Source organism: Candidatus Symbiopectobacterium sp. NZEC151, assembly GCF_025962655.1.
In the GTDB taxonomy this organism is placed as follows: domain Bacteria; phylum Pseudomonadota; class Gammaproteobacteria; order Enterobacterales; family Enterobacteriaceae; genus Symbiopectobacterium.
Genome location: NZ_JAGFPE010000003.1, coordinates 149,487 through 173,114 on the forward strand (window position 1 = coordinate 149,487; position 23,628 = coordinate 173,114).

Consider the following 23,628-nt stretch of genomic DNA (forward strand, 5'->3'; position numbering starts at 1 on the left):
GGTATAAAACATTATCGGGAAACGTATTTTCACGTTGCCCGATTTTTAGCTTGTTATTATTAAAAATAATTATTTTCACATCAATAATACCGACGTGATGTATTACGTCGCTTATTTCTTGTACCCACACAATCAAGGTGAGTGTAATGAACAGCATTGATATTTTAGTCGCTTTCGGCGGCGGTATTTTCGGTGCCGCGATCGGAGCCCTTGCGGCCTTTGAATTTGTCGGCCTCTTGGTGATTGCCATGGCGATATCGCAAATTGTCACCGGCAGCGCCACCACATTTATTCAGTTTCCTTTTGGCGTATTCGGCCCACACGTCGGCGGTTTTGCCGCCGGGGTGGCCGCAACCGCCTATGCGGCGAAAAAAGGCAAACTGGCCTCTGGCCGTGATATCACGGCCGGACTCAGCGGATTGGGGGCCCCCGATGTGCTGCTGGTCGGCGGTGCGTTCGGTGCCATCGGCTTTGTGATCGCCTGGCTGTTCAATCAAGTGCCTGCCTTCTCTTCGGGGTTGGCATGGACCGACACGGTGGCGTTAACCGTGGTGATCTCTGGCATGATCGTGCGGCTGATGTTCGGGACTACCGGTCTGCTGGGTAAACCACAAAGCGGGGTACGTCGCTGCTACCCGCCGCAGGATCAGTGCTGGATGCCCTATCACAGCCGCATTCCTCAGCTATCGGTCTTGGGCATCGGCATTGGGTTGATGGCTGGCTATCTGGGTCACAGCTTCGGAGGCAGCGGTGCGTTGCTGGCCTTTGGGATTTCAGCGTTCTCGTTGGTATTCCTGCATTTCAATACCCAGGTGCCGGTGTCCCACCATATTGCCCTTCCTGCCGCACTGGCAGCAGCGGCCTCCGGCAGCCTGATCTGGGCGGCAGTGGTCGGCGTTCTGTGCGCACTGCTGGGTGAACTGATATCCCGCCTGTTTTTGGTTCATGGCGATACCCATATTGACCCACCGGCGTTCACCATTGCGATAATGACGACGTTGGTCAACCTGCTGGCAACCATTGGTTTTTTTGCGGCGGTGCCGTTGTTTTGAGTTCATCCCCAGTATTGATGCTACTAAAAACTGGGGATTCATTTACGTGCAGCTTGCAGTTTCGTGCGCGAAAAACGCTGTGTTTCTCTGCCATTCGCGTGGCACGCGCCCGACGAGGGGTGTGCAGTCGCCCACTCCCCTCGACCCCGCGCTTTTTGCGTAATGGCGTCGCTGCGCGATACCTTCGGAAATGGGTGCCGCCGGACGGACCGGCAACGACGTGCTCCCAGCACGGCGCTGCCTTTCGCGGCATCCCTGCCGCTCATCCTGGCGTCCCCCATTTCCTCAGCGCCATTTGACGCGGGTAGGTCAACAGCAAAACCCTGATGCTGTAGGTCAATCACCCCCTTAATTAATCCGCATAATCAGAACAAAAAAATCCCCGGCGGTTGCCAGGGAGAGTAGGAAGAGAAATCACCGTTTGCACCATCATCCCAACCACTGCCAGTCCATTCTGTCTACAGCCCGTCATTCCAGCCTACAGCCCGTCATTCCCGCCTACAGCCCGTCATTCCCGCGCAGGCGGGAATCTCCTACAGAGTAAACGCGTTCCTTCTGACAGAGATCCCCGGCTTTCGCCGAGGATGACGAGTGGGTAAAGCAGGTTTGTCGTCGGTCTGAAATCACATCGTGATTATTTGTCACCCTTGCGCGGTGTGTTTTTGCCCATCGGGCGTGGCGTCGTTTTTTTCGCAGATTGCTCAGGTTCGGTCTTTGGTGGAACGTCCGGTGCAGCAGGCGCTTGCGCCGCCGGTTGTGGTGCTGGCGCTGGCGGCTCGGAGATATCCCCGCATGATGTCCCATTGTCGCTCGGCTCAAGCGTCACCACGGGAATCGTGGTTGCTTTGGTTTCTGGTTCAGGCACGGCAGGCGGCGTGATGACCACTTCCGGTGCCAGCGGCTCCGGTTTGGCAACGCCGACCGTCTCTGCCGAGTGCGTAATGGCTTCAATCCCTTCAGCAGTGCGCGCAATCACCTTATGGGCATACACCTGCCCCACTTTAGCGGCGGCAACGCTTGCCGCTGCAATCGCGGCATTGACTGCCCCCACTTCCCCTTCCAGCTTCACGGTAACCATACCGCCGCCTTTGGTCAGCTCATAGCCGACCAGATTGACGTTGGCAGATTTCACCGCCGCATCCGCTGCCTCAACGGCCGCGGCAAGCCCCACGGTTTCTATCAGACCCAAACTTTGCTTAGCCATAAGCGATTCCTGTGTATCGTTATATCAATGAAGCCGCGCCTTGTAACAACGCGGCTTTATCGGTGAATTCCCAGGGAAAATCGGATCGCCCGAAATGCCCGTAACATGCCGTGTGGCGATAACGCGGCGCCAGTAAATCAAGCGACGTAATCATGCCGTAGACGCTGAGATCGAAATGCGCGTCCACCAGGTGCTGCAACCGATCGCGACTCACCCGCTCGGTGCCAAACGTGTTGATGCGCACCGCCACCGGGCGCGCGACGCCGATAGCCCAGGCCAACTGCACCTCACAACGTGCCGCCAATCCGGCGGCCACGATGTTCTTGGCTACATAGCGCGCCGCATAGGCCGCTGAGCGATCGACTTTGGAAGGATCTTTGCCCGAAAACGCACCGCCACCGTGGCAAGCCGCACCGCCATAGGTATCGACGATAATCTTGCGCCCGGTGAGCCCGCAGTCACCCACCGGCCCCCCCGTAACAAACGATCCGGCCGGATTGACCAGAATACGGGTGTGCGGCGTCAGCCAGCGTGTGGGAAGCACCGGCTTGACGATCTCTTCGATCACCGCTTCGCGCAGCGTTTCAAGTGAGACATCAGGCGCGTGCTGCGTGGAAATGACGATGGTGTCCGCCGCAATCACCTGACGATCGCGGTAGCGCAGCGTCACCTGGCTTTTGGCATCTGGACGTAGAAAGGGCAAGCGACCGGATTTACGCAACTGGGCCTGACGCGCCATCAATTGATGCGCATAGACCAGGGTTGCAGGCATCAATTCCGGCGTTTCGTCCGTGGCGTAGCCAAAGGTAATGCCCTGATCGCCAGCACCCAGCTCGGTTAACACCTCACCCTGAATGCCGCTGGCAATATCCGGCGACTGCCGACCGATCAGGTTGAGCACGCCGCAGGTATTGCCGTCGTAGCCGAGCGAAGAGTGGTTATAACCGATCTGTTTGATGGTGTGGCGCACCACGCTTTCCACATCAATCGATGCGCTGGTGGTGATTTCTCCCGCCACTATGGCGACACCAGTCTTCACCAGACATTCGCACGCCACGCGGCCCCAGGGATCTTGTAGCAACACCGCATCCAAAATCGCATCAGAAATCTGATCGGCGATTTTGTCCGGATGGCCTTCCGCCACTGATTCGGAAGTAAACAGGTACTCGTCCACGCAAGCCTCGCCCCACTGAGAGTATCCCGTTATTTTACTCGGGGGGGCTAACGGCTCCGGTAAACTTTCTTGCTGTCAGGTTGGACTATTTTGCGTTATCACCGCGCGGGTAGCACTACGCTGTTCCCCGCCGCCGGTGGGACAACCTGCGGGTTAAACACCATCAGCTTGCGGTAGTCGGAAGGAGACATGTTGGTCTCTTTTTTGAAGATGCGGCAGAAATAGTTCGCATCCTGATACGCCAGTTCCAGCGCGATAGTATTGACCTTTAAATCACTGAATTGCAGCAGAGATTTGGCAATTTTTATTTTTCGATTTGCCACATAGGTGGAAAAACCGGTACCGGTGGCCTTCTTGAAAGCCCGGCTCAGATAACAGGCGCTGACAAAAGCGCGTTCGGCGATATCATCCAGGGTGATGTTGCTGAAAATATTCTTCTCGATGTGGTAACGGGCGCGTTCGATAAAATCCCCCTGCGGCGCAGCGCTTTTAAACGCCCGCTCAAACAGCGCTTCACTCAGGGTAAACACGCTGCGCAGAATACGGTAGTAAAGCCCTTCCGTCAGCCCACGGCTGGCAACGTCGCGCGTCACCCCTTTGAGCGCCGCAGCATGAGAAGCGGCAAACTTGTCGCCTTGTGCCGTCACGTATTGGTCGAGCAGCGCAAGAAAATCCACCACCGTCTGGCGGCGATCGCCGGATTTATCCCAGTAGGCACCGTCGATGGTCTGAAACACCAACTCATGCCAGGCGGGATAATCGCCATCGTCAATCAGAGCAAACACTTTCTGTTTCAGCTCGCGTGTTACCTGATTATCCTGCTCATCGTAGTGCAGCACCTTTTTGATTACCTCGGTCATGATGCTCTGTTTGACCGGTTTGAGCAGGTAATCATCCACTTTCAGGCTCAGCATGCTGCGCACAATATCGAAATCATCATTGGCAGTGGTGACGATCACTTTGGTCTGATCGTTTTTACGACGCAGGTACTCGATCACTTCTCTTCCATTCGGCAGCGGAATATTGATATCCACCAGGATCATGTCGATATGATTAAGCTGATCGATCAGTTGAATGGCTTTGCGTCCGGTCGATGCTTCATGAATGGTGGCATTTTCGATATGCTCCGAGATCATGCGGCGCAAAGACTCGGATTCAATGTGTTCATCTTCCACAATCACAAAATTGTACATTGTGTTTCTCCCCGGATTAATGGACTTCCAGCATCGGGAAACGCAGCTTGATAGAGGTTCCCTGCTTCGGTTTATGCGGACTGGCAATCTCCAGTCCATAACGCTCGCCGAACAGCAACTGAAGTCGATTTTGAATGTTGTTGATACCGATGCCGCCTTTTTGGCGATTCTCATTACCGGAGAGAATATGCTCGATATCCTGCGGCGAAATACCATCGCCATTGTCCGTCACTTCAATAATCACATCGTGGCCATCGTCGGTGGCTTTAATATGAATGTGACTTTTTATTTCTCGTGGCTCGACCACGTAGTTAAAGAAGTTCTCCACCAGCGGCTGCAAAATAAGAAAAGGACAGATCACATCCAGGTATTTGTCCGGGATGCTGAACATGTAATCAAAACGATCGCTCATGCGGACTTTTTGAATTGACATGTAGCTGTTGACGTAATTGATTTCATTACGCAGCGTGATAAGCCCATTATTACTTTTGCGTAGCAGATAGCGCATCATGTCGGAGAAATCATGCACCATGTTTTCGGTGCGCTGGGCGTTCTCCAAAAAGGCTAAACGGCCGATAGTATTGAGTACGTTAAACAGGAAATGAGGGTTTATCTGATAGGAAAGTGCTTTAAACTCCGCCTCATGCAGAGAGCGCTCGATATCCACGCGTTTGCGCAATTCATTGGTCAACGCCAGATCTTTTTGATGCAACTCGCGCTGGATATTGTTGGCGTAAGCCTGTTCTACCAGGTAAGACGCGACGTGCAACAGCGTATAGGCGGTAGACTCAAAACGCTCGTAGGGCATGCGTTTGGTGTTTTCATGCAGGTTCACCAGCATGGGGTTCTCTTCCCACACACCATTTTCCGCCAGAATGTAGGGAATTTCGGTCTCTTTTGAGGTTTCGACTTTGACCTGACCGGAGATAAACGCACCGAGATAGTGGTTGTCTATCATGATAGGCACCGCGAACTCAACGAACCCGCAGTAGCAGCGATACACCACCGGGCGGCAGGCCGCCATGGCCGCTCGTCCTCCGGCGTCATCACAGTCGTAGCAGTGCTGGGCTAATGCAGGATTACGCCGCGAACGGGCGCAAAAATCAGAAAATCCGCTGGGTTTGGTAACCGGGACGCCTTTTTCATCAACAACCACCAATGCAATCATCATGGATTTGCTGAAGTTATCCTGCAACGTTTGCAGCCGTTCAACGTCAAGGATTTCTTGCAATGGATATTTGTTGTTCATCATGCTCTTTTCTGTCAGTCAGACACCGTGTCTGAGAATCCGTTTTCGCCCCTCCGCCGCCGTAGGAATATCCCTTCTATACCCTAAATAATTCGGGTTGCGGGAAGGCGGCAAGTGAGGGAAGCCCGATGAGCTTACTCAAGTAAGTGATTCGGGTGAGCGAACGCAGCCAACGCATCTGCAACGTGAAGTATGACGGGTATATTCCTATTGATAACGGTCTTGTATTATTTACGATCTACGGTAAGGATGCTATGACCTATCTCACACGGTGCCATTGCCATAAGAATGACAAGAAATTACACCTGAACATGTTTGTTTTGTTTGAGCCCGATCGACTCTTGCACTATGACGAAGTAGAGGGTTTTTCTTCGCGTGACGGCCAGCAGACCAACAATACGCCCACCATGATGGCGAACACGCCGATGCACGCCAGCCATGAAAAATGCTCTGAATAGTCGGGTAACAGAAGCGAGCCAAGCCACACCAGCACATAGCTCAGGCTCAAAAATGCGTAGGCTTTTCCCAGCGCCAGGCGCTGTAACGCGAATTGCCAGACAATCAGCGACAGCACATAGCACCCCAGCCCAGCGGCAAGCAGCAGCCACTGGCACAGTGCGCCGTCCCACAGCGTACGCATCGACCATACCGGTGGCAATCCGGACAGGGCGTATTTAATCGCCAACTGCGCGATGCTGACCGACATGACACTGAGGCACGCCGCTAGATATCCCATGCTATCGCCTCCACGCTAAGCCGTAACACCGAGCAAAACGACGCCCGAGATGATAAACAGAATGCCGAGGATATGCCGCGCATCAATCGGTTCCCGCCAAATCCAGCGCGCCGCCAACGTGATCCAAACCAGATTCAGGCTCAACATCGGATAGGCTACGCCGACCGGAAGCTGCTGTAGCACGACCAGCCACAGCAATAGCGCAAGCGCCAGCAGCAGCAGAGCAGCAAACAGCCATCGCACCGCATAGGTACGATGAGGCGCGCCAGCCGCCTGTTTTTGGCACATCTGCCCCATGCAGCTCAGCATGCTGACCAGCAAAACCCCTAACCATGCACTCACTGCGCGTGATACTCGACAACGGCAAAACGTCCTTGCTGATAGACACAGTCCGGCGTTGGCAGCGCATGTATCGTCGTTCTGTCGTCATCGTCAAGCAGCAGCATCAGCGTAATATTGCCTTGCTGACGGTGAGCGGCGAGCCAGTCAGGGAAAGCCTCTTCAGAGACAAACCGTTCTGCGCTGTCCTCAAACGCCAAGCCCCAGGCCAGTTCCCCGCGGCGGCTGTAGAGAAAAATATCGTCACGCTGTAACTCCCAGGCAATCGCTGAGGCAACCCCTACGCTGTTGGACAGCACATAGCGGCTCGCTTGCAGCTGCGCGCGAGCGGGCTCAATCATCGCCTGAGGCTGTTTGGCATTCTCTACACGATCGGGAACGGCAACGCCCACCAGCAGCGCCAATGCCAGCGGACACAGTGCCGCGCAGGGCCACCGGTTACGCGGTTGCACCAACGCCAGCCCCCCTATCAGCGCCCAGCAGAGAAATATCACCGCTGCCGCCAGCATCTTGCAATACTCCTGCGGCGTATAGAGCGGATAGCTCGCCAACCGATGGGGAGCCAATACCAGCACCACGGCTAGCAGGCCGGTAAAACCAAACAGCATATTGATGAGTGCGTTGGCGCGCAGCGCCTTGCCACCTTCGCGGGCAGCGCCCAGCACATGATGCGCCAGCAATGCCGCCAGCGGCGCGTAGCAGGGCAGAATATAGGTCAGCAACTTTCCCTTCGCGAGGCTGAAAAACAGCAGCGGCAGGAGTGTCCAGCCCAGCAAATAGATCAGGCCGCTATTCTGTTTCCTGTCTCGCCAGCCCTGGCGCAGCGCACCAGGAAGAAAGCCCAGCCAGGGTAATGCACCCAGCAGAAACAGCGGCAGGTAATACCAAAACGGTGCCCGGTGCTGCGCCCCCTCCTCCGCAAAGCGCTGGATATGCTCTACCCAGAAAAAGTAGTGCCAGAATGTCGGTTCACGCTCTGCGATGGTTAGCGCCCAAGGCAATGTCACCGCCGCCGCACTCAACACGGCTAACGGTCCATACATCAACAGTGATTTCCACTGTTTCTTTTCTGCCACCCACGGCAGCACGCTAATAACGGGCACCGCCAGCGCCAAAAAGCCTTTGGTCATCACCCCCATGCCACAAGCCACACCCAGCACCAGATACCCGATGGCCTTTTTGCCTACGGACTCGGATTCTGCGGCATACCAGAAACTGCACATGGCAAGCGAGAGCCACAGCGCAAGCATAGGATCGAGCACGGCGTAAGTCCCTACGCCGTAGACCAGCAAGCAGGTAAGGTAGATGACTGCCGCCAGCAGCGCAGTACGCGTGTCTCGCCAGATCCGCCAGGAGAGCCACGCCACCAGACAGGCGGTCAGTGAAGAGGAGAATATCGCTCCCGCACGCACTGCAAAATTGGAATGACCAAAAAACCATTGACCCAGATTGTTGATCCAGTAACCCGCTATCGGCTTTTCAAAGTAGCGAATACCTAAAAAACGCGGCACCGCCCAATCCCCCGAGGCCAGTAAGCCACGGCTGATTTCTGCATAGCGGGTTTCATCCGGCTGCCAGAGCAAGCGGTATTCAACGGGAATAACGTAATAGAGCGCCCACAAAGCGACCAATGCGAGCGTGTAGGTTACTGCCTTCATTACTGACCGACCTGATATTGTTGACTATTCAACCACTGTTGGCAGCCTAGCCATCCTTCCCGCCCTTCGATGGCGCTGCGTACTACATGCCCAACGGGCAAATCTGCTTCTGATTCTGGAAGCAACGTCCCCAGAGGGCAAAACTCAAGTCCTTCGAGACGTGCCATGGAGAGCAACGCCGAGAATTCTCGCTGGAAGGCAATGCCCTCCACCTCCGCGTGTACGGTATACACGGGTGTACCTCTCGCGCTGTGCATGGCGTTGAGCAAATAGCGGTTGAACTGCTGCGGTTGTACGGTGGAACCGATAACCTCATCCCAGGTGGGCAATGAGACCGGGACCTGAACGGTACCTAATGTACCGTCTGCCAGGCGGGGCCGAAATGGCGTGCTTCCGCGACAATCGCTGTTGTAGCGGAAACCAAAGCACTGCTTGGCTTCAATGATGCGCTGATCCGCCCGCCACCCGGCCACGGCGGAACAGGTGACGGCCTGACCCAGCACATCCTCCAGCGCCGTTTTACCCAGGTCGATATGGCGATGTAACTGTGCTGGCTGCCAAATACCCGCCCAGGTTTGCCAGGCAAAGTGATCCCAGGCATGAAGCCCCACTTCGTGGGTACGCGCCGTTTGTCGCATAACGTCCGCATTACCGCGCCCAATCAGGCGGCCCGGCCAGGCAGTCCCCGCCAGCAGGATATCCCAGCCATACAGAGAAACCGCCTTGGAGCGCAGCATCTTCCACAAAAAAGCCGGTTTGGCCAGACGCCAAAGGTGACGTCCCATATTGTCTGGCCCAACGCTGAAAAAGACGCTTGCCTGAACCCCATGCTGATCCAACGTTTCCAGCAGGCGCGGCATGCCGACTCGCGTGCCGCGCCAGGTGTCAACATCAATACGCAGCCCGACACGTTTCATGGGGCGGAATCCGGTGTAGGGTGAGCGCGCAGGAAAAAGTCCAACGTTTCGTCAATCGTCTGGCGGATTTCGACCTGTGGCTCCCAACCCAGAAGGCGGCGCGCATTGGCGATGCTCGGTTTGCGGTGTTCCACATCCTGATAGCCTTTACCGTAGTAACTGCCGCTCTCCACCACGCACATGCCGGCAAACGGCGGATAAATGTGCCGTAACGGATGGCGTTCAAAGCTTTCGAGCAACAGCTCCGCGAGTTCGCGGATACTGGCCTCATTGTTCGGATTACCGATATTGATGATTCGCCCGTCACACTTGTTGTCACGGTTTTCAATGATGCGGAATAACGCGTCGATGCCGTCGTTGATATCGGTAAAACAGCGCTTCTGTTCACCGCCATCAATCAGTTTGATGGGCGATCCCTCCACCAGATTCAGAATCAACTGCGTGATGGCGCGCGAGCTGCCGATGCGGGCGGCATCCAGGCTATCAAGCCGTGGCCCCATCCAGTTGAAGGGGCGGAACAGCGTAAAACGCAGTCCCTGCTTTTCACCATAGGCCCAGATCACTCGGTCCAGCAGTTGCTTCGAAACCGAATAGATCCAACGTTGTTTGTTAATCGGCCCCACCACCAGCGATGAGCGATCTTCATCGAACACCTTATCGCTACACATCCCATACACTTCAGAGGTGGAAGGGAAGATGATGCGCTTCTGGTGTTTGACGCAGCTACGCACGATTTTCAGGTTCTCTTCAAAATCCAGTTCGAATACCCGTAGCGGATTGCGCGTGTATTCAATCGGCGTGGCAATAGCAACCAGCGGCAGAACGACATCACATTTCTTGATGTGATACTCAATCCACTCCGAGTGGATGGTGATGTCGCCTTCAACAAAGTGAAAACGTGGATTGAGCAGGAAACGGGCAATGGCATCGGAACCGATATCCAAGCCGTAGACTTCGTAATTTTCATCTTGCAGCAACCGTTCCGTCAGGTGGTTGCCGATAAAACCGTTTACCCCGAGGATCAATACCCGTACGCGCTTAGCTTGGCATGGCAAGCAGGCGTTCAGCCTGGCCCCTTCCACCATGCCTACGGTTTGTGCCAGTTGCTCACCCGCCATAAACACGCTGTTGTCACTCTGCCCGGTCACAATCTCCAGCGCACCGCTACCGCAGGCAACCACCAGCGGTGAAACGGACAACACGGTTCCACTCGGTGCGCTAGGGAAATCTGGCCGCAGACGGGAAGACCACACCGTCAAGCGTGTCGCACCGGCATAGCAAAAGGCGCCCGGCCACGGGTCCGTGACCGCACGCACCAGGTTGTACAATTCATGCGCGGGCCGTGACCAGTCCATCCGCCCCGCCTCCGGGGTTCGCCGGGTGACATAGCTGGCCTGTGCGTGATCCTGCTCCTGTTGCGGATAGTTACCGGATTTAATCACCGGCAGAATATCGCGTAACAGACGGTCTGCGGATTCGCACAGTTTATGATGCAAGCCAGGCGCATTGTCATCGGGTGCGATATCAACCCGCCGTTGTGCGACGATCGGGCCCGCGTCGGGTTCTGACGTCATGCGGTGCAGCGTGACGCCCGTTTGCGTTTCTCCGTTGACCAATACCCAATTCAGCGGTGCGCGGCCACGGTATTGCGGCAATAGTGAGCCATGCAGGTTAAACGCGCCTAAAGGTGCGCACTGCAAAATGTCTTCACTCAGCACACGGCGGTAATAGAAAGAAAAAATGGCCTGCGGTGCGAGCGCGCGAATGCGTTCACGCCACAGCGGGTGATTCACGTCTTCCGGTGTATAGACAGGAATGCCCGTTCTGGCGGCAATACGAGCCACCGAGCCAAAAAAAGGATTTTCACCGGGCGTATCCGCATGGGTAAAAATAGCACTGATGCGATAGCCACAGGCCAGCAAGGCATTGATGCCAACGCATCCCATATCGTGATAAGCAAAAACAACGGTATTCATTTCACATTTCTCTCTTGGCGAGTCTCGTCTTTGCAGGCCTCGCCCTTAACGACGCGTTGCACAAAATAACGAGGGCGAGCACGCACATCGTTGTAAATACGGCCAATATATTCACCCAGTATTCCCATCCCCACGAACTGCGCGCCAATAAAGCTGAACAGCAAGGCGAACAACATGAAAACACCCTCGGCCGCCCATTCGGGCCCGAATACCAGACGCAACGCCACCAGCACAAAGGTCAGCAAGAACCCGGACAGCGCGATGGCGCTACCGATCACGCTGAGCAGACGCAAAGGGGTGGTGGTCAGGCAGGTCACCAGGTCATACATCAGGCTGATCAAACCGATCACACTGTACTTGGAATCACCGTGCAGGCGCTCAGCGTGCTCGACAGGAATCTCCGTCGCCTTACGCGCAAAGATATTGGCCAGGATGGGGATAAAGGTGCTGCGTTCGTGGCAGGTCAACATGGCATCGACAATATGGCGTCGATAAGCGCGTAGCATACAGCCATAATCGCCCATGGCCTTGCCGGTGGTGCGCTGGATAAAACGGTTTATCAGGCGCGATGACATTTTGCGAAACAGGCTATCCTGGCGGTTTTGGCGCACCGAGCCCACTACGTCATAGCCCTCATCGGCCTTTGCCACCAGACGCGGGATCTCTTCCGGCGGATTCTGGAGATCGGCATCCAGCGTAATGATCAAATCGCCCGTCACATGGCTGAACCCCGCCATGATCGCGGCGTGCTGGCCGTAATTCCGGTTAAGCAATACGGCGATCGTGTGGCTATCCGGCATTTCGCTGAATTGCGTCATCAGTCGCGCCGAGTTGTCATTGCTGCCATCGTCGACCAGCACAATCTCATAGGCCTTACCCAGCGTCTCACAGGTAGCCAACGTGCGCTGAATCAGCGTGGGCAGGCTCTCCTGCTCGTTGAATACCGGGATGACAACGGAGACTTTGTTTATCGGTGGCAAGGTGAACATATCAACCGCAGGCAAGTTTGCGCAGCGCATCGATAACGCGTGATGTGTCGTCATGGGTCATATCCGGAAACAGGGGAATGGATAACAGGCGCTCGCTGTTCCATTCCGTATGAGGAAGTTCAAGTGCGGGAAAACGCTCACGGTAATACTTCTGGGTATGGACCGCGCGAAAATGCAGACCGGTGCCAATCCCTTGTGCTTGCAGCGCGGCCATTAATGCATCGCGTGAAATACCGCAGCGTTCAGCATCCACACGCAAGATAAACAGATGCCAGGCGTGGTGATGCGGCCATTCAGGCAGACTTAGCGGCAGCAGTGGCGTATCGGCAAGCTCAGATAAATAGCGCTGCGCAATCTCCTGACGCCGTTGGTTAACGTGCGCCAGCTTGCCAAATTGCACTAACGCAATGGCAGCATGAATATCACTGAGATTGTATTTGTAGCCCGGTGTTATTACTTCTGCCTGGGGTGCACGTCCCTGTGCAAGTCTGTCGTAAGCATTCACGCCCAGGCCGTGAAATTTAAGACTACGGATACGCTCGGCAAGCTGGTCATCATCCGTGACCACCAGTCCGCCCTCAGCGCTGGTCATATTTTTGATGGCATGAAAGGAGAAAATCGCGGTGCCTTGCGCCCCGACGGGGGCGCCGCGATACTCAGCCCCAACGGCATGAGCGGCATCTTCAATAACGGGAATGCCGTGACGATGACCAATAGCGCGAATCCCATCCATATCGGCCGGCGCACCAGCATAATGCACCGGAATAATGGCACGCGTACGCGGCGTGATAGCGGCAGCAATGGCCTCCGGCGTAACCATCAGCGTATCGCGATCGACGTCCACCATCACCGGCACAGCGCCGAGCAAGACAATCATGTTGAGGGTAGAAACCCAGGTCAGCGAGGGGGTAATGACTTCATCGCCAGGGGAGATATCCAGCGCCATCAAGGTTACATGCATCCCGCCCGTCGCAGAACTGACAGCAATGGCGTGCTTGTTGCCGGTTAGCGAACAAAAAGCAGCTTCCAATTGCTGATTTTTTGGCCCTGAGGTGATCCACCCGGATAACATGACCGCATTCACGGCAGCAATCTCCTCCTCTCCCAGAGAGGGGCGAGAGAAAGGTAAAAAATCAAGCATGACAATATCCTGGTGATAAAATAATAAACGTAAAAAACATCATGATTTCACCGCCTTAATTTCTATTACTCCCTGAAAGGAAATAAGAAAAAAGTTGGCTGGTAAATATAGTCGAGCCCTGTTTTTTAACCATTACAAATAATGATACAGGTACGCATTACTAAAATAACTCAGATGAACACCCTAAACACGTCTCATCCGAACTGTGTTTAAAATACGTTTAATAAAGCGATTAAATTAAAAGTTCAATCGTCTCTTCTTATTTTATATATTCATTGAGGTTTTATTTAAAAAACAATAATAGCCATTGACGTCACAATAACATCACGTTCAAAAATAAAAATCACATTACCACTGCGTAAATGATTGTAGGGCGGGGTCGATATTGAGGTGTTATTTAAGCGAAAGGCGTCAGCGAAATTGCCTGAATTTCACATTGAATCAAGCACTCTCCACAGCCATGACAACGCGTGCTGTCCACATCAGGCAACCCACGCTCACTGAGGGAAAGCGCCTGACTTGGGCAGGTATCGATGCAACTGCGGCAATGACGTTGCTGACTGATGCAGGTGGCACCGATCGCCGGACGTAATCCGGTATCAAAGTGTGCCTGTGGCAATAGCGCCCCCGACGGGCAGTGCGAAATACATGTCTGACAGCCATCGCAGCTGGCGTACTCGATAGCCAACTGCGGATAACCCTCGTCATTGACGATCAACACGCCCATCGGGCAAGCGTTAACGCACTGCTGGCAACGATTGCACTGTTGATAAAACTGCGGTGCAGGCAGCGCACCGGGAGGAAGTGGCGCACGCGGTTGGGCGCGATCGGGTAGCGACTCTCGCGGATGCGAAGCGTTAAGAAAGGCGCGGAATAACCCGCGCCGACTGACGTAGCGATGAGACAAATACCCGCGATAGTAGCGCTCATCCTTTTCCATCAGAAAAACATCCGTGGCGTTTCGGGCTGCAACCCATAATGACGCTGCATGCCCCGTAGCAGCAATCGGGTTACCGCTGCCAGTTGGGCATAGAACGGGCTGTGAGGATTTTGCTGTAAGCGTTCCAGATAGCGATCGCTCCAGGGCAGCAAATACGTTTCCAGCAGCGTGTGTGCCGCCTGCTCTTTCTCTTGTTCCAACAGTGCCGCGAACGCCAGCAGCATCAACCCGAACTGATCCTCAGGCTCCTGCTGCACACCGGTAAACGACAGCCCGTGCTGGTGCAGAAAAGCACGATAACGCACCGTACTTTCTCCCATTAGCAGGTTGTCGTTTTCCAGATAAACCGACGCCCAAGGCGGTGCAAACATCTCTCCCTGCCCTTCGAACAGCACCGAGTGTTGCCAGATAAACGCTTCTGCATCAGGCACCGGCCAGCGCTGACACAGCGCTTCCATTTCGGTGCGTTCTGCCCAGGGACACAGCGCAGGCAGCGCAGATAAGCTCGCAACGATCGCCTGCACATCGGGGTGTGTCGGCGGGTAGTAAAAGAGTGCGCCTAAAAAACGCGGCAACACGGCAATAGATGACATCGGGCTCTCCCCTTAGGATACCGCCCTGGGCAATAGCTTGCAGGGCGGCACGGCATTACATCGGCAACGTCCACAGGTTGTAGAACGCGACACGGCCCGCCAGCTCAGCGACAATCACCACCAGCGCACTGGCCGCCAGCAGTGAGCGTCCGGTTTTATAACGGACATGCACCATCGCCCCGACTACCCCCACGGCGAGCAGAACTGCTTGCGCACTGAACCAGGCAAGCTGTGCACTGGTTAGCGCACTGTCTGCGCTCATCAAGGTTGCCATGTAGCCCGGACGCAGGCAGAAGCTCACCAGCGTCGCCAATACGCTCACGGCCAGCCCAATCCGGCGCGCACCCAATACCGCCGCCAGCGCACCGCCGCCAATCATTGGCGTCAGCAGCATCATCAACAGCGTGTAGTTGGTGTTCCAGGTCGCTACTGTCGGCAACTGATAAATGCGCGGGATAGCCAACAAGAACAGCACCCCCACCACGGCGGCAATCCAGGTCAGCGCGCTGAACAGGCGCTGTGCGCCGCGATTAAGCAGCAACCCCAGCGCCCCGAGGCCGCCGAACGCGCAAAACAGCGACGAAAGCACGATTTCGTTGCTCATCGGCGAGTGCCCGGCGCGCAGCAGCACGTTCATGGCACGCAGTGGCTGCCCGAGATGCAGCCCCGCAATCGGCAAGGCCAGACCAAACAGACACATTGCAGCAAACAGCCCAATCGCTAACGGCCGCGCCTCCAGCTGTTTTAACGTCCTCGCCACCAACAGCAGAATAAACGCTCCCACCGCACTCTGCGTAAGCACGGTAAAAAACACCAAAGGCAACTCATGCATGGCGCACCTCCTGCAAGTTTTGAATAGCACCGTCTTTATCGCCGCTCGGCCGCGCTTTCGGGTGCGGTTTGACGATCAGATTCGGGTGCGTCAGCGACGCAGAAGGCAACGGTGCGATCTGGTTTTCAGTACCGTATTTGGCACGCAGTTCATCAATGGGCCCAAAATCCAGCGCGCGCTGCGGACAGGAATCGACACAGATCGGGCGCAGATTTTTCTGTAATCGATCCAGACAGCCGTCGCATTTGCGCATCACCTTGGCGTGTGCATCAAACTGCGGCGCACCGTAGGGGCAACGCATCTCACAGTAACGGCAGCCAACGCACACGTTCTCATCCACCAGCACCAGCCCATCTTCTTTGCGCTTGTGCATGGCACCGGTCGGACAACCGGCCACACAGGTCGGATCGTCACAGTGGTTACAGGCGATCGACAGGTAGTAACTGTAGGTGTCGTTTTGCCAGGACTCGCCCTCTTTCACCCAACTGCCGCCGCCGTATTCATAGACCCGGCGCAGCTTCGGCCCAAGATCCAGATCTTTATTATCCTTACAGCTGACCTGACAGGTTTTGCAGCCCGAGCAGCGCGAGGAGTCAACGAAAAAGCCATATTGTGTCATCAGTCATATCCCCTTAAGCGCGCTGAATCTCAACCAGGTTGGTATGTTGCGGATTGCCTTTCGCCAGCGGCGAAGGATCCTGGGAAGTCAGGGTGTTGATGCACCCGCCAACATCGACACCCGCGCTGTCAAGGCGTGTCCAGGCCCCTTGCGGCATAGCGGCGACGCCCGGGAGAATGCGGGGAGTGACCTTGCAGGGAATTTCCACCACACCGCGATCGTTAAATACACGCACGCGATCGCCAGATTTCAGTTGGCGCGCGGCCGCATCGATCGGGTTGATCCAGACTTCATCCGGTGCCGCTTCATGCAGGAATTGCACGTTACTGTAGGTAGAGTGGGTGTGGCCCTTGGTATGGAACCCACTGAGTTGCAGCGGATATTTGGCCGTCATGGTTTTATTGAGATGAGATTCACGCACCACGCAAAACTCAGGGATCGCCGGAATACGATCGCCTTCGGGTAGCGTCCAGGTTTGAGCCAGTTTCGCTAGCGCTTCGGAATAGATCTCGATCTTGCCTGACGGTGTTTTCAGCGGATTGGCCTGCGGATCAGCCCGGAAATCCAGAAAAGCGATGCTCTGTTTTTCCGTCGCGATCTGTTGATCGATAACACCCTTCTCTTTCGCAACCGACCATTCTGGCAAGTAAGTGCGTTTCTCTTTCACCTGCTGGTAATGTTTTTCTACCCACTGCGCCTGCGTGCGGCCTTCGGTGAATTGCTCTTTCAGTCCCAGATGACCGGCAATATCAGCACAAATATCGTAGGTGCTACGCACTTCCCACATCGGCGTGATGGTTTTCTGGATAGCGATCATGTAGTTGTGCGAGCCCGTTGAATACGAGCTATCAACCAGATCTTCCGCTTCCAGATAGCTGGTTTCCGGCAACAGGATATCGGCGAACTTGGCGCTGGGTGTGATGTGGTTATCAATCACCACGATGGTTTCACACAAGGTGTCATCCGCCAGAATTTTGCGCGTGCGGTTGATATCACCGTGTTGGTTCAACAGCGCCTGCCCAGCCTGATTGACCACCATCTTAATGCCGACGCGCAGCTTATCTGCGCCTTTCACGCCCATGGTAGTGGCCGTCATTTTTTCGGGATTAAGAATGGCATCCGTCCAGAGGTAACAAGGGATCGAGGTTTTGATCGGGTTGCTGCCCACCGGCAAGGTTGGAACACCGTAAGGTGTGCCATAAGGCCAGTTACCGTTGTTGGTGCCCTGCAAGCCAAAGTGACCGGTGAGCGCTGGCAACGTCTGGATAGCGCGCACGGTTTGCTCGCCGTTGGCGTGGCGCTGCGGCCCCCAGCCCTGACCGATATAGCAGGCACGTGCGCCCGCGATTTCCCGCGCCAATTGACGAATGCGCACCGCCGGAATGCCCGTGACGTTCGCCGCCCATTCCGGCGTTTTGGCAATGCCATCTGGCCCGGTTCCCAGAATATAATCCTTGTAGCTGGCATTCGGTGCCGCAGACGCGGGCAACGTGCTGGCATCAAACCCGACGCTGTAACGGTTGACCAACGCTTCGTCGATCAGGTTTTCGCTAATCAGGGTGTGAGCCAACCCCGCGACCAACGCCGCATCGGTGGTCGGGCGAATCGCCAGCCATTCGGCATGCTCGGTGATGACGGAATCGGTGTAACGCGGATCGATGATCACCACGCGAGCCTGAGATTTTTCTAACGCACGGCGCAACTCTTCCACCTGTCCGCCGCCGGACATACGAGTTTCCGACAGATTGAGGCCAAAAAACACCACCAGATCGGAATGAGCAATTTGCGTAAAGTGGCTGCCGACATAGGTGCCGTGCGTGTACGGCGTGGCGGTGGCGATTTGCGCGGTAGAGTAGGTGTTGTGATAGTTCAGGTAGCCGCCCGTCAGGTTCAGCAGGCGTTTCCACGCGTGCGTTCCCTGATTGTGGTAATAGGCACCGGATTGATAGTTGTAGTAGATCGCCTCATTGCCATATTTCTCAGCAATGCGCTTCATTTCCGAGGCGACAAACGCGGTCGCCTCTTCCCAGCTGATGCGTTTGAATTTGCCTTCACCGCGTTTACCGACACGCTTCATCGGGTATTTAATACGGTCCGGGCTGTAAACACGCCAGCGGTTAGAACGCCCGCGTAGGCAAGGGCGAATCTGGTGTTCACCGAACACGCTGTCATCTTTGGCATCTTCCGGCTCGATACGCACGATGCGATCGTCCTTCACAATCACCTTCAGAGGGCAGCGGCTGCCGCAGTTGACCAAACACGCGCTGTGGCGAACGGTTTCATTGTCGTTCACCACACCGGTCGGCGTCACCGCAGGTTGTGCATTGGCAGAAAACGGCAAGGTGATGGCACTGGTAATCGCCACCGCCGAACCGATCTTGGCAGCATCGATCACCGCGTCCCGACGAGATATTTCCTGATGTAAAAGGTCTTCAATAATTTTCTTCATGATTATTATCCCACTTTGCTTACCCTGCTAACCATAAAGGCTTGCTAATAATGTGGGATTGATATCGATCAAGCGGGTAAGGCCTATTACCCCTAAAAGGGTAGAAATGTGATCGTGACAAGGCGTTATTTACTTAAATACATAGCGATTTTGGTGTTAAATGCTGCCTTTTTGCAAAAACGCAGGTAATGATAATGATATTTATTGCCATTTATGAATAGTATTTCATCTATATATAAGTAAGTGAAAATATCACGACACAGGATTTGTAAAAAATATTTACCTTGAAGAACAAAAAATAGCCTATTAATTATTTATATATAAAATCAATAAGTTAAATAAAACCAATCTCAAACCCCGTCTCTGTCAATAAACAATGATATGTTCCTCATTAGGGAACACTGGTTATACTGTTCCCCTAATGAGGAACATGTGAAGGTATATGACATGGTTATGGCTAACCCCGCCCGCCCCGGCGACGTTATCGGGGAAATACTGGAAGATATGCACATCAGCCTGCGGCAATTCGCTAAAGCAATGGATATCGCCCCCTCTACAGCCAGCCGTCTGCTTTCCGGTCATACATCGGTTACACCTGAAATGGCGTTACGCCTGTCTGTTGTTGTCGGTAGCACACCGGAAACCTGGCTAAAAATTCAGGCAAACTACAGCCTGCACGAAGCAAAAAAAACCTTCGACTTGAGCCACCTGCATAAACTGTCTTTTGCGTAATAGTAAAAAATGTTGAGGCATAGAGGGCTAAGTAGGGCGATATATTGACTATCAGCCCATGTTCCCGAGACGAACTTTTTGAATATCGATTTACAGACACTTCACGGTGCTACACACAACCACAACGTTAGTGGTACTCACCCGCCGCTACCGGATGGTGAAAGGTGTGATATAGGCAATCCAGTCGTTCTGACAGGATAAATGCCAGAATGTCTGTCGCCTCAGACGGCTCAGCTCAACCGTTGCATACGCCAGCGCGCGACACTGATCGATAATCTCCTCCACGCCCAACGGTGTATTATCAAACATGGGGCACCGCCTTAGAGAGCAGTTGGCAACGCGTTAACGCCTTATCCTGCGGGGAGCCTCGATAAATACAGTACTGATATTTGAGGCGAGTTTGGGTAGACTGTGCGTCAGCCATGGTGATTGGGAAAATACACCCTCTTATTCGAAAGTGAAGCCGGTTGCAGAGGTGACCATTGAAAGAGACGGGCAATCAATCCCAGTTAACCAAGCATCGCTTTGGAATGACCTCAAAAATGTAAATGTGAACTTCTCACAACGAGCAGTAGAGTTCTTTATTGAAAAGATAAGTCAAAAAAACCAATGTCACCCAATTTAATTGCTGGGCATGATAAAACGTTACATTGGTTTAGTGACGGCAGCGAGAGTGTTATAGAGTAAGCGCTGATTATGCATAAACGGCTTGGGTATAGTGCGTAGGATGATAGGTACTAATTAAATTCATTTATGCATACCACAACTCACAAAGAAGTTCGTGATGCGAGTTCACTCGGTTTATTCGGCCTTCGGTAAATATTTCTTCCGTTTTTCGTAACGCCAATAACATGGCCTCTGCTTTCAATTTTGTTGTTAGTCGCTTGATACACCTGAAAATCAAACCATGATATATAACTGATTTCATCAATGGATATCATAATTTCAAGACCTTGTACTTTCCTCTTACTGACGCCCTGTACCGCAGCATTCCTTTTAACCTGTATTTCACCGGGGTAAGCGTTAGTAAAAGTAACTGATAAATTCTCTTTGTGCCGGTACCCTGACATTAGCGGAACGAATGAAATATGCTGATGTGGTCCCTGATTTTCCGTTGGCTCGCCAGCTCCATTGATTAAACCAACATATACTTTGTTTGATGAAAGCGTGAGCAACATTGGCCTTTTCGGTACTGATTCAATGGCATCCAGTAAAAGTATATCACGTGAACCCTGAGAGTATGTTTTTCGTAATACTCGCGCTCTCATTGCCTGAGTTATATCGTTATAAACTTCGCGTTTGTAATAGCAACCACGTATGAAGTCCTTAACCCAAACGACCGAAACATAAAGCAAAGAAAAACATATTGATGTGGCTGATAATAAAATTAACCACATATAAACCCTGTCTATCTCTGGTTTAGATGTTACCTTAAAGATATTAATCATATCAGAAACAAGGCGGAAATCTGGGTAAAAATATTTGACGCCTGCCGCGATGATAACTGCTGCAACCAAGCAGAATGTGCCCAGAGCAGCAACCTTCATATAGAGCAGTTGACCTTCATGACGATACAAGCGGAAATAGTGGTATTGATTAGCGGTTATCATAATATAGCCGCTAACCAAGATAGGGATAATTAACAAGGCCAGCAATACTATTTCCTTACAGTGGCAAGATCCTGTTTAACAATTGTAGCAGCAAGACGGCGCATCTCTTTAACCTCAGGAAGTTCAGATATCTGCTGAGATGAGATGTAAACCCCACCACGTTTGTCAACCTGTGCTGACGCCGTAACATCTGTGCTATTAGCCTGAGGATCGGAACAATTGTTACTCGTTTTTTTGCGAGAGAACCAAATTCCCATGTCATCCTCCTTAGCAAACATTGTGTTTACCTCTGGGGTAATCGTACTCAAAAATGAGCAATGATGCAAAATCAATCAGAATGATTTTGCGCGGCGGTTAGCGCATCCATACGCGAGTATCTGCCTTCGGCATGGTAGTCGGGAGTAGACGTCGAGATAATCAGTATTTAGTGAAAGGCTGCGGTATCCGGGTTTGGTTGACTTTACTGGACATCGTGAGAAGTGTGTTTGGAGCGAGTGAAGGGAATCGAACCCTCGTATAGAGCTTGGGAAGCTCTCGTTCTACCATTGAACTACACTCGCATCAGGTGTGCGTTGGGCATTATAGCGCTATCCGCTTGCCGGGCAAGCAAAAACCCGGCGAAAGTGGTGGCGTATTGAGCGATCAGTCAACGGTTGTCAGTGGGATCAGCAGCGTTTGGTAGCCGTGATAGATAACCTGCACGGAAAAATAGGCAAACAGCAGTGCCGAGATGACATAACAGTAAAAGGTCAGCCGCCCTTGCAGTGCCTGTCGGCCATACTTGATCATGCCGGCCAGAAACAGCGTCCACAGCAATCCACCGATAAAGAAGCCGCTGAGAAACACGCTCACCATCAGCGTTGAGCCGTCCGTTGACTGCGCGATAATCGAGCCGCCAATCGCTGCAAACCACAGCAGCGCGGTCGGTGATGCCAGCGCCATCCCCATGCCGCTCAGAAAGTCATAGCCGCGAAACCGTTTTGCCACCACCGGAACATCAGTCACATCGGCGTCCACGGGCGCTAACCGCTGCGTCTGATAATCACGCCAGGCCATGCGCGCCATGTTCCACGTCATCCACAGCAGAATCGCACCGCCGCCAATCCACAGCGCCCAGCGTACCGGCAGCGCGGTAAAGACAACCGCTAAGCCAAACGCAGAAAGTGCCGCGTAGACCAGATCGCCAAAACAGGAACCAAAGCCAATCATAAACGCGGCGCGCGGCCCGTCACGCATACCCCGGTTAATGATCGCCGTATTCACCATCCCCAAATCCAGGCACAGCGAGAGGGAAAGCAAAATGCCATTTAGCACCACTAACAACATAACCGCCACAGCTCCGCAGACATCAACAATAAACGCAAGTCTACGGGGTCGATGACAGGACGTATTGTCAGAAATTGATACGCTGAAAACGCCCCGGCGTCATGGCATTAAAGCGGTTGAAGGTTTTGGTGAAGTGCGCCTGATCGGCAAAGCCAAGACTAAGGGCAACCTCAGTGATGCTCATGCCCTGACGCAGCAGCTCACGGGCCTTGCCGATACGGCGCTGCATCAACCAGGCCAACGGCGGCATACCGGCTTCCTGATGAAAACTGCGCACCAGATGCGCCACGGTAATGTGTTCATCACGCGCCAACGCATCCAGATTGGGCGGCTCTGCGAGGCAATCGAGTAAACGCGCCTTGATGCGTTTGACTCTGCCGCCCTCGCTAACCATTTTTAACGGCGCAGGGCTGCCCATGTCGTTGTCCATCAACGCGGCCAATAGCAGCACCAGCCGCTCCTGATACATCTCGCCATCGCCCGGCTCATCGCTGGGGCTTGCCAATAGTTTCAACTGTTGCGCCAGAGCGGGAGTCTGTTGCACCCCTTGTGCAAACCGAAAGGTGCGGCCAAAGAAATGCTCGAAAGCGCCGGGTTGTACGTAGAGCGAAGCACATTGCCAGCGCCCATCGCTGTTATCACCGCTTTGTAGCTGATGCGGATTGTAGGTGGTCACCATCTGGGGATCGACATCAAAGGTGTTGCCATCCAGCCAGACATGCTCCACGCCGTTGAGGTTGGCGCTAATCACATATTCATCATGGGTATGGCGTGGAAATCCGCCGGTATTTTCTAACAACGCCAGTTCAAACCAGCCATCACGATAGGTAATCATGGAGCCACTTCCCCCCGAAACAGAAGCGTGACGGTAGCATTTTTCTCTGTGGGTTTACCAGCAT

The 23,628-nt window shown here is 53.8% G+C and carries 23 protein-coding genes and 1 tRNA gene; 2 read left to right on the plus strand and 22 right to left on the minus strand.

Annotated elements, in window-relative coordinates; translation table 11 throughout:
• The first annotated feature begins 146 nt into the window (after positions 1-146).
• Entirely contained in the window at positions 147-1,052 is a 906-nt protein-coding gene (locus J5067_RS11430) for a permease (RefSeq protein WP_264651161.1), read from the plus strand.
• Positions 1,053-1,686: 634 nt separating this feature from the next.
• Here the strand turns inward: J5067_RS11430 and J5067_RS23230 are convergent.
• From J5067_RS23230 to J5067_RS11510, 16 genes are all read right to left on the minus strand, one after another.
• Positions 1,687-2,256, minus strand: coding sequence for a BMC domain-containing protein (locus J5067_RS23230; RefSeq protein WP_319802389.1), 570 nt, complete (start codon positions 2,254-2,256; stop codon positions 1,687-1,689).
• A 19-nt stretch (positions 2,257-2,275) separates the two neighbouring features.
• Positions 2,276-3,430 (minus strand): methionine adenosyltransferase, encoded by a 1,155-nt coding sequence (gene metK, locus J5067_RS11440; protein ID WP_264651162.1) that lies wholly within the window; start codon positions 3,428-3,430, stop codon positions 2,276-2,278.
• 98 nt (positions 3,431-3,528) lie between these two features.
• Positions 3,529-4,623, minus strand: coding sequence for a response regulator (locus tag J5067_RS11445; protein WP_264644116.1), 1,095 nt, complete (start codon positions 4,621-4,623; stop codon positions 3,529-3,531).
• A 16-nt stretch (positions 4,624-4,639) separates the two neighbouring features.
• Positions 4,640-5,872 (minus strand): PocR ligand-binding domain-containing protein, encoded by a 1,233-nt coding sequence (locus J5067_RS11450; RefSeq protein WP_264644372.1) that lies wholly within the window; start codon positions 5,870-5,872, stop codon positions 4,640-4,642.
• 346 nt (positions 5,873-6,218) lie between these two features.
• Positions 6,219-6,608 (minus strand): 4-amino-4-deoxy-L-arabinose-phospho-UDP flippase, encoded by a 390-nt coding sequence (locus J5067_RS11455; RefSeq protein ID WP_264627815.1) that lies wholly within the window; start codon positions 6,606-6,608, stop codon positions 6,219-6,221.
• 15 nt (positions 6,609-6,623) lie between these two features.
• Positions 6,624-6,950, minus strand: a complete 327-nt coding sequence (gene arnE, locus J5067_RS11460; RefSeq protein WP_264627814.1) for a 4-amino-4-deoxy-L-arabinose-phosphoundecaprenol flippase subunit ArnE — start codon at positions 6,948-6,950, stop codon at positions 6,624-6,626.
• Entirely contained in the window at positions 6,947-8,605 is a 1,659-nt protein-coding gene (gene arnT, locus J5067_RS11465) for a lipid IV(A) 4-amino-4-deoxy-L-arabinosyltransferase (RefSeq protein WP_264627813.1), read from the minus strand. Before arnT ends, arnE begins: the two co-directional genes overlap by 4 nt.
• The gene (gene arnD / locus J5067_RS11470; RefSeq protein ID WP_264644113.1) at positions 8,605-9,522 is read right to left on the minus strand and encodes a 4-deoxy-4-formamido-L-arabinose-phosphoundecaprenol deformylase; all 918 of its coding nucleotides are present in this window, start codon (positions 9,520-9,522) and stop codon (positions 8,605-8,607) included. The genes arnT and arnD overlap by 1 nt, the downstream gene beginning before the upstream one ends.
• The gene (gene arnA / locus J5067_RS11475; protein WP_264651163.1) at positions 9,519-11,498 is read right to left on the minus strand and encodes a bifunctional UDP-4-amino-4-deoxy-L-arabinose formyltransferase/UDP-glucuronic acid oxidase ArnA; all 1,980 of its coding nucleotides are present in this window, start codon (positions 11,496-11,498) and stop codon (positions 9,519-9,521) included. The genes arnD and arnA overlap by 4 nt, the downstream gene beginning before the upstream one ends.
• Positions 11,495-12,487 carry an undecaprenyl-phosphate 4-deoxy-4-formamido-L-arabinose transferase gene (gene arnC, locus J5067_RS11480; protein ID WP_264651316.1) on the minus strand — a complete coding sequence of 331 codons (993 nt, stop codon included), beginning with the start codon at positions 12,485-12,487 and terminating at the stop codon, positions 11,495-11,497. The genes arnA and arnC overlap by 4 nt, the downstream gene beginning before the upstream one ends.
• Before the next feature lies 1 nt (position 12,488).
• Entirely contained in the window at positions 12,489-13,628 is a 1,140-nt protein-coding gene (gene arnB, locus J5067_RS11485; RefSeq protein ID WP_264651164.1) for a UDP-4-amino-4-deoxy-L-arabinose aminotransferase, read from the minus strand.
• Between the two features lie 397 nt (positions 13,629-14,025).
• Positions 14,026-14,568 (minus strand): ferredoxin-type protein NapF, encoded by a 543-nt coding sequence (napF, locus tag J5067_RS11490; protein WP_264644110.1) that lies wholly within the window; start codon positions 14,566-14,568, stop codon positions 14,026-14,028.
• Positions 14,568-15,161, minus strand: coding sequence for a molecular chaperone (locus tag J5067_RS11495; protein ID WP_264644109.1), 594 nt, complete (start codon positions 15,159-15,161; stop codon positions 14,568-14,570). Before J5067_RS11495 ends, napF begins: the two co-directional genes overlap by 1 nt.
• 55 nt (positions 15,162-15,216) lie before the next feature.
• The gene (locus tag J5067_RS11500; RefSeq protein ID WP_264651165.1) at positions 15,217-15,993 is read right to left on the minus strand and encodes a DmsC/YnfH family molybdoenzyme membrane anchor subunit; all 777 of its coding nucleotides are present in this window, start codon (positions 15,991-15,993) and stop codon (positions 15,217-15,219) included.
• Complete coding sequence (locus J5067_RS11505; RefSeq protein ID WP_264651166.1) at positions 15,986-16,612, minus strand: DMSO/selenate family reductase complex B subunit; 627 nt, start codon at positions 16,610-16,612, stop codon at positions 15,986-15,988. Before J5067_RS11505 ends, J5067_RS11500 begins: the two co-directional genes overlap by 8 nt.
• Before the next feature lie 13 nt (positions 16,613-16,625).
• The gene (locus J5067_RS11510; protein WP_264651167.1) at positions 16,626-19,061 is read right to left on the minus strand and encodes a DMSO/selenate family reductase complex A subunit; all 2,436 of its coding nucleotides are present in this window, start codon (positions 19,059-19,061) and stop codon (positions 16,626-16,628) included.
• A gap of 447 nt (positions 19,062-19,508) precedes the next feature.
• Here J5067_RS11510 and J5067_RS11515 point away from each other — a divergent pair, with 447 nt between their 5' ends.
• Positions 19,509-19,793, plus strand: coding sequence for a HigA family addiction module antitoxin (locus J5067_RS11515; protein WP_264644105.1), 285 nt, complete (start codon positions 19,509-19,511; stop codon positions 19,791-19,793).
• A 147-nt stretch (positions 19,794-19,940) separates the two neighbouring features.
• On the opposite strand, the gene J5067_RS11520 is transcribed toward J5067_RS11515, so the two are convergent.
• The 6 genes from J5067_RS11520 to J5067_RS11545 form a co-directional block, all read right to left on the minus strand.
• The gene (locus J5067_RS11520; protein ID WP_319802390.1) at positions 19,941-20,102 is read right to left on the minus strand and encodes a hypothetical protein; all 162 of its coding nucleotides are present in this window, start codon (positions 20,100-20,102) and stop codon (positions 19,941-19,943) included.
• A gap of 458 nt (positions 20,103-20,560) precedes the next feature.
• Positions 20,561-21,448, minus strand: coding sequence for a hypothetical protein (locus J5067_RS11525; protein ID WP_264628204.1), 888 nt, complete (start codon positions 21,446-21,448; stop codon positions 20,561-20,563).
• 2 nt (positions 21,449-21,450) lie between these two features.
• Positions 21,451-21,660: a hypothetical protein gene (locus J5067_RS11530; protein WP_264628203.1), complete on the minus strand. Its 210-nt coding sequence runs from the start codon at positions 21,658-21,660 to the stop codon at positions 21,451-21,453.
• 229 nt (positions 21,661-21,889) lie between these two features.
• Positions 21,890-21,963, minus strand: a tRNA-Gly gene (locus J5067_RS11535).
• Positions 21,964-22,045: 82 nt separating this feature from the next.
• Positions 22,046-22,729, minus strand: coding sequence for a LysE family translocator (locus J5067_RS11540; RefSeq protein WP_264651168.1), 684 nt, complete (start codon positions 22,727-22,729; stop codon positions 22,046-22,048).
• Between the two features lie 67 nt (positions 22,730-22,796).
• Complete coding sequence (locus J5067_RS11545) at positions 22,797-23,564, minus strand: AraC family transcriptional regulator (protein ID WP_264651169.1); 768 nt, start codon at positions 23,562-23,564, stop codon at positions 22,797-22,799.
• Between the last annotated feature and the right edge of the window lie 64 nt (positions 23,565-23,628).

What these genes read in the sequence shown, in the direction of transcription:
- J5067_RS11545 (WP_264651169.1), bottom strand. Translation starts at nt 23,564, where the DNA reads ATGATTACCTATCGTGATGGCTGGTTTGAACTGGCGTTGTTAGAAAAT.
- J5067_RS11500 (WP_264651165.1), bottom strand. Translation starts at nt 15,993, where the DNA reads ATGCATGAGTTGCCTTTGGTGTTTTTTACCGTGCTTACGCAGAGTGCG.
- J5067_RS11515 (WP_264644105.1), top strand. Translation starts at nt 19,509, where the DNA reads ATGGTTATGGCTAACCCCGCCCGCCCCGGCGACGTTATCGGGGAAATA.
- napF (WP_264644110.1), bottom strand. Translation starts at nt 14,568, where the DNA reads ATGGAAAAGGATGAGCGCTACTATCGCGGGTATTTGTCTCATCGCTAC.
- J5067_RS11520 (WP_319802390.1), bottom strand. Translation starts at nt 20,102, where the DNA reads ATGTTTGATAATACACCGTTGGGCGTGGAGGAGATTATCGATCAGTGT.
- J5067_RS11495 (WP_264644109.1), bottom strand. Translation starts at nt 15,161, where the DNA reads ATGTCATCTATTGCCGTGTTGCCGCGTTTTTTAGGCGCACTCTTTTAC.
- arnA (WP_264651163.1), bottom strand. Translation starts at nt 11,498, where the DNA reads ATGAATACCGTTGTTTTTGCTTATCACGATATGGGATGCGTTGGCATC.
- arnD (WP_264644113.1), bottom strand. Translation starts at nt 9,522, where the DNA reads ATGAAACGTGTCGGGCTGCGTATTGATGTTGACACCTGGCGCGGCACG.
- J5067_RS11455 (WP_264627815.1), bottom strand. Translation starts at nt 6,608, where the DNA reads ATGGGATATCTAGCGGCGTGCCTCAGTGTCATGTCGGTCAGCATCGCG.
- J5067_RS11445 (WP_264644116.1), bottom strand. Translation starts at nt 4,623, where the DNA reads ATGTACAATTTTGTGATTGTGGAAGATGAACACATTGAATCCGAGTCT.
- J5067_RS11450 (WP_264644372.1), bottom strand. Translation starts at nt 5,872, where the DNA reads ATGAACAACAAATATCCATTGCAAGAAATCCTTGACGTTGAACGGCTG.
- arnB (WP_264651164.1), bottom strand. Translation starts at nt 13,628, where the DNA reads ATGCTTGATTTTTTACCTTTCTCTCGCCCCTCTCTGGGAGAGGAGGAG.
- J5067_RS11430 (WP_264651161.1), top strand. Translation starts at nt 147, where the DNA reads ATGAACAGCATTGATATTTTAGTCGCTTTCGGCGGCGGTATTTTCGGT.
- J5067_RS11540 (WP_264651168.1), bottom strand. Translation starts at nt 22,729, where the DNA reads ATGTTGTTAGTGGTGCTAAATGGCATTTTGCTTTCCCTCTCGCTGTGC.
- J5067_RS11505 (WP_264651166.1), bottom strand. Translation starts at nt 16,612, where the DNA reads ATGACACAATATGGCTTTTTCGTTGACTCCTCGCGCTGCTCGGGCTGC.
- arnC (WP_264651316.1), bottom strand. Translation starts at nt 12,487, where the DNA reads ATGTTCACCTTGCCACCGATAAACAAAGTCTCCGTTGTCATCCCGGTA.
- J5067_RS11530 (WP_264628203.1), bottom strand. Translation starts at nt 21,660, where the DNA reads ATGGGAATTTGGTTCTCTCGCAAAAAAACGAGTAACAATTGTTCCGAT.
- arnT (WP_264627813.1), bottom strand. Translation starts at nt 8,605, where the DNA reads ATGAAGGCAGTAACCTACACGCTCGCATTGGTCGCTTTGTGGGCGCTC.
- J5067_RS23230 (WP_319802389.1), bottom strand. Translation starts at nt 2,256, where the DNA reads ATGGCTAAGCAAAGTTTGGGTCTGATAGAAACCGTGGGGCTTGCCGCG.
- J5067_RS11510 (WP_264651167.1), bottom strand. Translation starts at nt 19,061, where the DNA reads ATGAAGAAAATTATTGAAGACCTTTTACATCAGGAAATATCTCGTCGG.